This is a genomic window from Rhizobacter sp., assembly GCA_021153565.1.
Classification (GTDB): Bacteria; Pseudomonadota; Gammaproteobacteria; order Burkholderiales; family Burkholderiaceae_C; genus Albitalea.
Genome location: JAJKJU010000146.1, coordinates 1 through 9,141 on the forward strand (window position 1 = coordinate 1; position 9,141 = coordinate 9,141).

Genomic DNA, 9,141 nt, shown 5'->3' on the forward strand with positions numbered 1-9,141 from the left:
GGGTTGGGGTGAGGGGTCTCTCAAAAATCACCCCCATCTCCCAGCATCTGAAATTCACATCGATTTCGGTCGAAAACTCACATCACTGCAAAAGAATGTCGCCAAAGCCAGTAAAGACGCGCAACTTTCCGCGTGTCCAGCGTGCGTAAAGGTCAGTTCAACAACGAATCGGCCGCAAGCTGTTGACGAAAAAGGTGCTCGCAGATGCGCCATGTTTGAACTCGGTTTCGAAGGCATCAACCGAAGCACGCGACACAAGAGCGGCATCGCGGTGAGGTTCCCGCGCATGCTGCGCATTCGCAGCGACAAGCCGCTGCATGAGGCGGATACCTTGCAAACACTGGAGGGATTGTTGGAGGGCAGGGCTGCCTCGTGATTCTCTGCAATGATCTCGGGCAATTGACGCTGACGGTCAACTACGACGGGATTGATTCGCTCGGGCTGCGGACACGGAACTGGTTCACGAGCAACTACCGATTTCCCGCTGCTTCATGTCGATGAACTTCAGCACAATGGCGGCCGCCGTGATTGCGGCTTCAATGAAAAGGTCACCATGAACCGATTTTCCCCGCCCACGGCGATTGTCGAAGACGTCAACACTGCACAGTCGCAAGACGCTGCTCCGCCCTTGTGGAATCCGAACGCCGCAGCCAATTGGAGCCTGTTGTTCTCGCCGGCTTTTGGCGCGTGGTTGCACATGAAAAACTGGCAGGCACTGGGAGACACGAAGAGGGCAGCGTCAGCGCGGGTCTGGATGTGGGTATCCATTGCCTGCATCGTCTTGTTCACGATTGCCGACATCAGCAACTCCGGGGCGGGATCAGGCGGTGGCCCCATTTTCTTGATTCTCCTGTTGGCCTGGTATTTCGCAAGCGGCCGAGGACAAGCCAAATTCGTGAAAGAACGCTTCGGCAAAGACTACCCGCGCAAGGGTTGGGGCAGGCCGTTCGCAGGCGTGTTCATCGCATTCTGCGTGCTGTTTGCGGTGGCGGTTGTGCTACTTCTCTTGATGGAGAGGTAGCGGTCCGTCCAACTTCGAAAGAGCAGTGCAGAAAGCCGAGTGCTTGCTTCAAGGCCATCGGTAGCGCAAGCCCTGCCGGGTACGATGATCTGATGAAATCAAAGTCGAGTTCCGGCGGGCTCGTCTATTCGACAGAGAGCGGGCGCATGTGCCCGACGTGCCGCCAACCCATCGGTCAATGCGTGTGCAACACGGCGCGGCCAGTGCACGCCGGCGACGGCATCGTCCGGGTATCGCGAGAGACCAAGGGCCGCAAAGGCAAGGGCGTTACGCTGGTCAAGGGACTGGCCGTGGACGATGCCGAACTTGTGCAGATCGCCAAGCAGCTCAAGGTGGTGTGCGGGTCTGGTGGCACGGTCAAGGACGGCGTGATCGAGATCCAGGGAGATCACTGCGATCTGGTGATCGGTCACCTGCAGAAAGCAGGCTGCACCGTCAAGCGAGCTGGCGGCTGACCGGCGAAATCGGCGTGAGCGAGGAATATCCGCTGTTCGAACACCCGTTCGCCCTGCGGTATCGAAGGGTCAGCCTGAACGGAAATCGGTGTCCGCAACCTGACATCAGTTTGAATCGCACCCGGGCAGATGGATCATCGCTTTACTTCATATTGTGCGAAAAGCTTCGGACCAAATCGAGTGGCACCGGCGATTCGATGACGGCCGCCATCACCACCTCGGCAGCGCGCGCGTTGTTGCCGTCGGCGATCTTGATGGCGACTCCCAGTCCGCGTTGGGGCATCGCAGCGCAGTAGACGCCTTCCGCGCCCACTTTGGGCCGTCATGACAGGGACTGTAGCGAAGGCACGAGCAGGCAAAATGCCGGCCTTCGATGACCCCACTCGCGCTCTTGCTGGTCCTTGCGGCCGCTCTCTCTCATGCCACCTGGAACCTCATCGCCAAGAAGTCGGGCGGCGGCGGCAACTTCCTCGTGCTCATGAGTTCCCTGTTCGTCGGTGTGCTGTGGCTGCCTATCGTCATCTGGGCCGGCGTCCAGGAGATGGCGCAATGGGGCGTTGGACCGTGGCTGATCCTTGCTGCAAGCGCGGTGGTGCACGTGCTGTATTTCCGCACGCTGCTGCATGGCTACGCGGTGTCCGATCTGACCGTGGTCTATCCGGTCGCGCGCGGCAGCGGTCCGCTCTTGAGTTCGATCGGCGCCGTCATTCTGTTGGGGGAATCGATGTCGTTCACGAGTGCGATGGGGGCGCTGGCCGTGGTGGCGGGCGTGTTTCTCATCGCCGGCGGACCAGCACTGTGGCGACAAGCGCACGATCCAACAAAGCAGGACCGGGTCGTGCGCGGCCTGGCGTGGGGGGCGCTGACAGGAGCGTTCATCGCAGCCTATACGGTGATCGACGGTTATGCGGTGAAGGTGATGTTGATCTCGCCAATCCTGGTCGACTACGTCGGCAACGTGCTGCGTATCCCGGTGATGCTGCCCTTCGCGCTACGCAATCCATCGGGCTTTGCAATGGCGTTTCGTGCGCAATGGAAAGCGGCGCTCGTGATTGCCGTGCTCGGGCCCCTGAGTTATGTGATGGTGTTGTATGCCGTGCGTCTCGCGCCGCTCAGCCACGTCGCGCCGGCGCGGGAGGTATCGATGCTGTTCGCGGCATTGCTCGGCGGGCAGTTACTGGGGGAGAGCGACCGGGCGGTGAGATTGCTTGGGGCGACGTGCATGGCCGGCGGTGTCGTCGGCTTGGCCTTCGGTTGACGTATTCGAGACCAGAGAGAGCAAGTATCCCCGCTACGAATTCAATGGTTCTGCTCAATTCCCGCGATCGCCCAATCGCGGCTGCCATCCTTCGGCCGCACCAAGTGCCACACCTCGTCGAACGCAGCGGTCGGGCCGTTGGTCTCTTCGCGTAGCTGGCCATTGAATCTCACGCTGACGATTTGCTGGCCGTTCTGATCAGCAACGTCCAGGATGTGCGCGTCGAGTGCCGAGACATCGGTGCGCTGCGGGGCGTCCTTGCGGTCTTGCAGGTCGAGTCGGAAGGCCGCGAACATTTCGGGTGTGGAGAACTGCCGAAGGTCGTTCAGGTCGCCGCTGTCGTTTGCAGCCTGCATGCGGATGAAGATCATCTTGGCCGCACGCTCCAAGGCCGAGGTGTCGACACCAGCGGGCAGGCCGCCAGCGCCGCTGCCTTGCGCCAGGATCGGGGCCGAGCGCATTGTGGGCTCGGCGCGTTGCACATCATTCAAATTGGCGCCTGCACCAGCCAGTTGCAAGCCGGGTGACGGTTTCATGAAGCGCCGCATCAGGAAGCGCACGAGCATCACGCCGACGAAGAGCAGCAACACCATCATCACGATATTGGCGAACCCGGCGCCGAAGCCGAGGTGGCTCATCAGTGCGGCAATGCCGAGTCCGGCAGCCAGCCCGGCAATTGGGCCGAGCCACGAGCGCTTGGGCGCCGGTGCGGGCGCTGCGGCCGGCGGGGTCGCGGGAGGGGTGGCTTGCTTGGCGGCCTGCTGTTGCGAGGGCGATGCGTCAGGCGTCGGCTTGGACGGCAGCTGGCGCTTCATGCCTTGCGACGTTCCTCCGCCCAGGCGCTTGGCCTCCACGTGGGTGGCGGTAAAGCCGAGACTCAAGGTCGCGATAAAGGCGCTCAGCAGAATTCGTTTCATGATTGCGGGGCTCCGCGGGTCGGTGACGCACGGAATATGGGGTGCTGGCTCAGGAGTGCAAGCACTGTTACTCGTCGGCCGGAATGGGGGACGATCTCGAGCTGCCGATGCAGTTGTCGTCGAACTGTCTGTGTGGTTCGTCGGCCATTCTTCTTCTCGCTAGAGTCCGCAGCTAAGGACATGGCCCAAAACAATTTCCCGTTTTGGGGGCGCAGGGCGGGCGTGCTGCGGCGTTGCTCCTCGCTTGTGTGGCTCGCCACACGGCGCTAGTAGCGCCTGGCATCGCATCCGGCCCTGCGCCCCCAAAACGGGAAACTATTTCGGGCCATGTCCTAAGACTTCTATCGTTGACTCGTGACTCACACTTCCCCCGACCTACACGCTGTCGCAGGCGTCGACTTCACCAGCCGCCCGACGCGGCGCAAGCCAATCACGGTGGCGGTGGGGCGCATATCGCGCAATGTGGCGAAGCTTGAGCGGCTCGAATCGCACAGTAGCTTCGAGAGCTTCGCACAATGGCTTCGTACGCCGGGGCCGTGGGTGGCCGCCATCGACATGCCGTTCGGCTTGCCGCGCGAACTCGTCGTCGCCTTGGGGTGGCCGACCGAATGGCTGCCCTTGATGAAGCATTACGCATCGCTCAGCAGGGAAGAGATTCGCGATCACTTCAGAGGCTTTTGCGATGCACGGCCGGCAGGAGGCAAGTTCGCGCATCGAGCCTGCGATGTCCCGGCGGGATCGTCGCCGTCGATGAAGTGGGTCAATCCTCCCGTCGCCTACATGTTGCATGCGGGAGCACCCTTGCTGATCGAGTCGGGTGTGCATCTGCCGGCAGTTCACGATGGCGATGCAATGCGCGTCGCACTGGAGGGCTATCCGGGCTTGCTCGCACGAGAGTTGATCGGCAAGCGTTCGTACAAGAGCGACGAGCTTGCCAGGCAGACGCCGGAGCGATTGATCGCGCGCAAGGACCTGCTCGACGCTTTGGAGCAGGGCCGCAGCCGGTTGGGGCTGCGGCTTCGCGCGACCCATGCGCAACGAGATGACCTTGCGGCCGATGCTTCGGGCGACCGGCTCGATGCTGTCTTGTGCATGGTTCAGGCGGCTTGGGCGGCGCAGCAACCTGGTCACGGGATTCCGGATGCGGTGGACCCGCTCGAAGGCTGGATCACGTCGGCGCACAAGGCCTGAGAGGCTGAGAGTATGTCGATCATGCCCGCTCATCACGCCAAAAGACCCCTGCTCGTCGTTGCAAATGCTCGCCACAGCCCGGGCTTTCGCACCGCGGTGCGTGAGCGACAGCGCATCAGGCTTAAATAACAGTGATGGGTTGGGATGTTGACGCGGTATTGGCGCGAGTATGGCGAATCAAGCCGCTGGGGTCTCGGTAAAGCGTCGGGGTCCTCGCTATCCCGGTAATGGGTTCGCTTTTCCGAACACTAAGAACGCGCATCTGCTAGAAAATACCGCTTGGCTGAAGTCGGATCGCGCGTCCGATCGACGCCAGGGCGGGCTTTTCGCTGTCTACTCCATTGAGTTCCAACGAACAGGGATTGGAAACTCAATCGCGTGTGAATCCGGTTCGCTCCAGTTTTGAACACACGCAACATGCCCCAAGCCATAAAACGTCAATCTAAATGTACAGCCGCAATAGAAGAATCACGGGCAGTAGCCGTCCCTCAGAAGCCTGGCAAGAGTCAGTGATCCGCGACCGGGGGGGCGAGGGTAGTAGTTCGGCACGATCACGTGCGTTCCCTCCTCAGCCGCTCCATTCACGCCCATTCCCTTCACGTCCGCCAGCTGCGCGTCCGTTCTCTTCACATCTGTTCGCTTCACCTCTGCCCGCTTCAAATCCGTTCGCATTACGCCTGCCCGCTTCACGTCTGCCCGCTTCACGTCCGCTCTCTGCGCCACGAGATGGATCCTCCGATGAATCCGCCGGCAGGAGCCAGTCGAGCAGCTCGACATCAGACGAGTCGAGCGAATCAGCACTCTTTTCGGACAGTACAAGCGAATCCGCTCCTGTTTATACCAATATTGAGGAGCTAAGGGCCGCTATAAAAGCCGACACCAATGTGATTGACAAGCTAAAGTTCGGGCGAGATATTTTGCCCCTTCTGCCACGCGCCGATGATTGAAATCGCTTCACGAAAGCGGTGAAGTCTCCGATGACCAACCTGGCCTCGCGCTTCCTTCAGCAGGTCCGTGCAGTTGCGCGGATTGGCACATGATCACACGGGATGGGACACCTACATTGAGTTCCAACGAATACATTGAAAAACTCAATCGCGTGTGAATCCAGTTCGCTCCAGTTTTGAACACACGCAACATCCACCAAACCATCAAACGTAAATCTAAATGTACAACCGCAATAGCAGAATCACAGGCAGTAGCCGTTCCTCAGAAGCCTGGCAAGAGGCAGTGGTCCGCGACCGGGGGGGCGAGGGTAGTAGTTCGGCACGACCACGTGCGTTCCCTCCTCAGTCGCTCCAATCACGCCCATTCCCTTCACGTCCGCCAGCTGCACGTCCGGCAGCTGCACGTACGCCAACTGCACGTACGCCAGCTGCGCGTCCATTCGCTTCACATCTGTTCGCTTCATCTCTGCCCGCTTCAAATCCGTTCGCTTCAACTCTGCCAGCTTCACGTCTGCCAGCTTCACGTCCGCTCTCTGCGCCACGAGATGGATCCTCCGATGAAGCCGCCTACTACGAAACGAGCCAGTCGAGCAACTCGACATCAAGCGATGGCGAATCATCAGTCTTTACCGGTGAAAGCGATTATCAAGTCGATTATCAAGGTGTTCTTTATACCAATAGGGGCGATCTAAGGGCCGACCTAGAATTAGGGCGCGAACTAGGTAGTGTCTCTCTTGAGGGAGGTCCTAGCAACCTTCACACCGATACTCGTCCACTCGGACGCCGATGAGGAATACGGACCTTACGACACGTATTGGGAATGACAACAGCTGTTCCTTAAACTGGTGGGTAGCGGGTCGAAGCAGGGTCGAACCTCGGCTGAGTCGTCTCACTAGTTTGACTAATTGGTTTTGAAAATTCTGCGACGCGTCGGTCATTGAAATCGCTTCACGAAAGCGGTGAAGTCTCCGATGACCAACCTGGCCTCGCGCTTCCTTCAGCAGGTCCGTGCAGTTGTGCAGATTGGCACATGATCATATGGGATGAGGCACCAACTACATTGAGTTTCCAACGAACACATTGAAAACTCAATCGCGTGTGAATTCAGTTCGCTCCAGTTTTGAATACACGCAACATCCCAAAAACCATAAAACAAATCTAAATGTACAACCGCAATAAAGTCACAGGAAGTAGCCGTCCCGCAGAAGCGTGGCAAGAGTCAGTGGTCCGCGACCGAGGGGGCGAGGGTAGTAGTTCGGCACGATCACGTGCGTTCCCTCCTCAGTCGCTCCATTCAAGCCCATTCCCTTCACGTCCGCCAACTGCGCGTCCGCCAACTGCACGTACGCCAGCTGCGCGTCCATTCGCTTCACATCCGTTCGCTTCACCTCTGCCCGCTTCAAATCCGTTTGCTTCACGCCTGCCAGCTTCACGCCTGCCCGCTTCACGTCCGCTCCCTGCGCCACGAGATGGATCCAACGAAGGATTCTACGAATCGAGCCAGTCGACGACAACAGACTCGAGCGGTACATCATTCTTTACTTCGAGCAGTGATATTCATGATAATGATGATGCTACTCAAACTGTGGTTGAAGGGCTAAGGGCCGATCTAGGTAGTGTCCTGCTTGAGGATGGTCCTAGCGACCTTCGCACCAATATTCGTCCCTTCGGACGCTGATGAGGAATTCCGACCTTACGACACGTATTGGTAATGACAATAGCTGTTCCTTAAACTGGTGGGTAGCGGGTCGAAGCAGGGTCGAAGCTCGGCTGAGCCGTCTCACTAGTTTGACTAATTGGTTTTGAACATTCTGCGACGCGTCGGTCATTGAAATCGCTTCACGAAAGCGGTGAAGTCTTCGATGACCAACCTGGCCTCGCGCTTCCTTCAGCAGGTCCGTGCAGTTGCGCGGACAGGCACATGATCACACGGGATGGGACACCTACTACATTGAATTCCAACGAACACATTGAAAACTCAATCGCGTGTGAATCCAGTTCGCTCCAGTTTTGAACACACGCAAAATACCCCAAACCATAAAACGTAAATCTAAATGTACAGCCGCAATAGAATCCCAAGCAGTAGCCGTCCCACACAAGCTTGGCAAGAGTCAGTGGTCCGCGACCGGGGTGGCGAGGGTAGTAGTTCGGCACAATCACGTGCGTTCCCTTCTGCTTCGCTCTCTTCACGCCCATTCCCTTCACGTCCGCCAGCTGCACGTCCGTCCGCTTCTAATCCGTCCGCTTCACGTCCGCCCGCTTCACGTCCGCCCGCTTCACATCCGCCCGCTTCACATCCGTTTGCTTCACCTCTGCCCGCTTCAAATCCGTTCGCTCCACGTCCCTTCGCTTCACGTCGGCTCGCTGCCCCCGCAGATGGATCTTCGGACGAGTTTTTCACTGCGAGCTCGAGCTTGAACAGCGAGAGCAGACTGAGCAGTGGAGCTTCCGCTTATGGTCGCGATGACAATTCTGTGCTTGAAGGGCTAAGGAATGAACTAGCTGATGTCAGTTTGGACAATGATTATGATGGGTATGGAGGTGGTGGCCAAATTCACGACATAGGTCGCCATACGGAGCCCGATTACAATTATCGGCCGTACGACACGTATTGGTAATGCAATAGCTCTTCCTTAAACTGGTGGGTGGCGGGTTGAAGCAGGGTCGAACCTCGGCTGAGCCCGCTGGCGCACATACTCGAGCACACCCCCTATGCGGCGTCTGGCTAGTCGTATCCAGACGCGCCTGGCCCTGCGGCGCATCGTCGAACCGCTGGACGTCCGCCGTTCTGACACGCGCTTACCGGAAACGCCGCCAGCCCATCACTGGCGGCGTTGTTCTTCATGTGCAAAGCATCCGCGTCGCTCGCGCTGCGAGCCGGGGCTCTTTGCGCGTGGGGACTTGGGCTATCAAAGCTGAACGGTCAACAACAAGAGCCGTATGAGGAGAGACTCTCAGGGCTATCGCACGAAGCTCCACCCCAAATATGTGGTACGAGGAAGCACTTGAACAACACGAACGAAGAAGCTGCTACTGATGCGAGGACAAGAGAGCGAAAGAGGGGAGAGTTTTCTGGATGCCTTTGCGGATCTGCCTGATCCGCGCACGCGCAGTTGCATGCATCAGCTGGACGAGTTGCTGTTTGCGGCGCTGTGCGCGATCACCAGCGGCGCCGACAGCTGGGCCGAAGTCGTGCAATGGACTGAGAGGCTGAGAGTATTTCGATCATGCCCGCGCATCACGCCAAAAGGCCCCTGCTCGTCGTTGCAAATGCTCGCCATAGCCCGGGCTATGGCTGCGCTTTGCGCCTAGATCAGGTGCCTTTTGACGTGCTGCTCGGACACGCTCGAAA

Annotated in this window: 10 protein-coding genes and 1 pseudogene; 7 read left to right on the forward strand and 4 right to left on the reverse strand. The window is 58.8% G+C overall.

The annotated features are described in order from the left end of the window. From AC30NL_RS08865 to AC30NL_RS08875, 3 genes and pseudogenes are all read left to right on the forward strand, one after another. Window positions 1-376 (forward strand): annotated as a pseudogene (locus tag AC30NL_RS08865) (hypothetical protein); the annotation flags it as partial. Window positions 377-553: 177 nt separating this feature from the next. After that, window positions 554-1,021 carry a hypothetical protein gene (locus AC30NL_RS08870; RefSeq protein WP_489463640.1) on the forward strand — a complete coding sequence of 156 codons (468 nt, stop codon included), beginning with the start codon at window positions 554-556 and terminating at the stop codon, window positions 1,019-1,021. Between the two features lie 92 nt (window positions 1,022-1,113). Next, on the forward strand, window positions 1,114-1,476 hold the full coding sequence (locus AC30NL_RS08875) for a translation initiation factor Sui1 (RefSeq protein WP_489463641.1): 363 nt from the start codon (window positions 1,114-1,116) through the stop codon (window positions 1,474-1,476). 142 nt (window positions 1,477-1,618) lie between these two features. Here the strand turns inward: AC30NL_RS08875 and AC30NL_RS08880 are convergent, their stop codons facing one another. After that, window positions 1,619-1,789, reverse strand: a complete 171-nt coding sequence (locus AC30NL_RS08880) for an asparaginase (RefSeq protein WP_489463642.1) — start codon at window positions 1,787-1,789, stop codon at window positions 1,619-1,621. Window positions 1,790-1,849: 60 nt separating this feature from the next. Here AC30NL_RS08880 and AC30NL_RS08885 point away from each other — a divergent pair, with 60 nt between their 5' ends. After that, window positions 1,850-2,734, forward strand: coding sequence for an EamA family transporter (locus AC30NL_RS08885; protein WP_489463643.1), 885 nt, complete (start codon window positions 1,850-1,852; stop codon window positions 2,732-2,734). Between the two features lie 41 nt (window positions 2,735-2,775). Here the strand turns inward: AC30NL_RS08885 and AC30NL_RS08890 are convergent, their stop codons facing one another. Beyond that, window positions 2,776-3,651, reverse strand: coding sequence for a Tim44 domain-containing protein (locus AC30NL_RS08890; protein WP_489463644.1), 876 nt, complete (start codon window positions 3,649-3,651; stop codon window positions 2,776-2,778). Window positions 3,652-4,005: 354 nt separating this feature from the next. Between AC30NL_RS08890 and AC30NL_RS08895 the strand changes: the two genes are divergently transcribed. Further along, entirely contained in the window at window positions 4,006-4,842 is an 837-nt protein-coding gene (locus AC30NL_RS08895) for a DUF429 domain-containing protein (protein WP_489463645.1), read from the forward strand. Between the two features lie 468 nt (window positions 4,843-5,310). Here AC30NL_RS08895 and AC30NL_RS08900 read toward each other — a convergent pair whose 3' ends face one another. After that, a complete protein-coding gene (locus AC30NL_RS08900; protein ID WP_489463646.1) occupies window positions 5,311-5,565 on the reverse strand; it encodes a hypothetical protein in 255 nt (84 codons plus the stop codon). Between the two features lie 662 nt (window positions 5,566-6,227). Between AC30NL_RS08900 and AC30NL_RS08905 the strand changes: the two genes are divergently transcribed. Beyond that, window positions 6,228-6,350: a hypothetical protein gene (locus AC30NL_RS08905; protein WP_489463649.1), complete on the forward strand. Its 123-nt coding sequence runs from the start codon at window positions 6,228-6,230 to the stop codon at window positions 6,348-6,350. A gap of 620 nt (window positions 6,351-6,970) precedes the next feature. Here AC30NL_RS08905 and AC30NL_RS08910 read toward each other — a convergent pair. Further along, window positions 6,971-7,255 carry a hypothetical protein gene (locus tag AC30NL_RS08910; RefSeq protein WP_489463647.1) on the reverse strand — a complete coding sequence of 95 codons (285 nt, stop codon included), beginning with the start codon at window positions 7,253-7,255 and terminating at the stop codon, window positions 6,971-6,973. Window positions 7,256-8,825: 1,570 nt separating this feature from the next. Here AC30NL_RS08910 and AC30NL_RS08915 point away from each other — a divergent pair. After that, on the forward strand, window positions 8,826-9,101 hold the full coding sequence (locus tag AC30NL_RS08915) for a transposase family protein (protein WP_489463648.1): 276 nt from the start codon (window positions 8,826-8,828) through the stop codon (window positions 9,099-9,101). The last annotated feature ends 40 nt before the right edge of the window (window positions 9,102-9,141 follow it).

Excerpts from the sequence above, each read along its gene's own strand:
- AC30NL_RS08870 (WP_489463640.1), top strand. The coding sequence starts at position 554 with ATGAACCGATTTTCCCCGCCCACGGCGATTGTCGAAGACGTCAACACT.
- AC30NL_RS08875 (WP_489463641.1), top strand. The coding sequence starts at position 1,114 with ATGAAATCAAAGTCGAGTTCCGGCGGGCTCGTCTATTCGACAGAGAGC.
- AC30NL_RS08885 (WP_489463643.1), top strand. The coding sequence starts at position 1,850 with ATGACCCCACTCGCGCTCTTGCTGGTCCTTGCGGCCGCTCTCTCTCAT.
- AC30NL_RS08890 (WP_489463644.1), bottom strand. The coding sequence starts at position 3,651 with ATGAAACGAATTCTGCTGAGCGCCTTTATCGCGACCTTGAGTCTCGGC.
- AC30NL_RS08915 (WP_489463648.1), top strand. The coding sequence starts at position 8,826 with ATGCGAGGACAAGAGAGCGAAAGAGGGGAGAGTTTTCTGGATGCCTTT.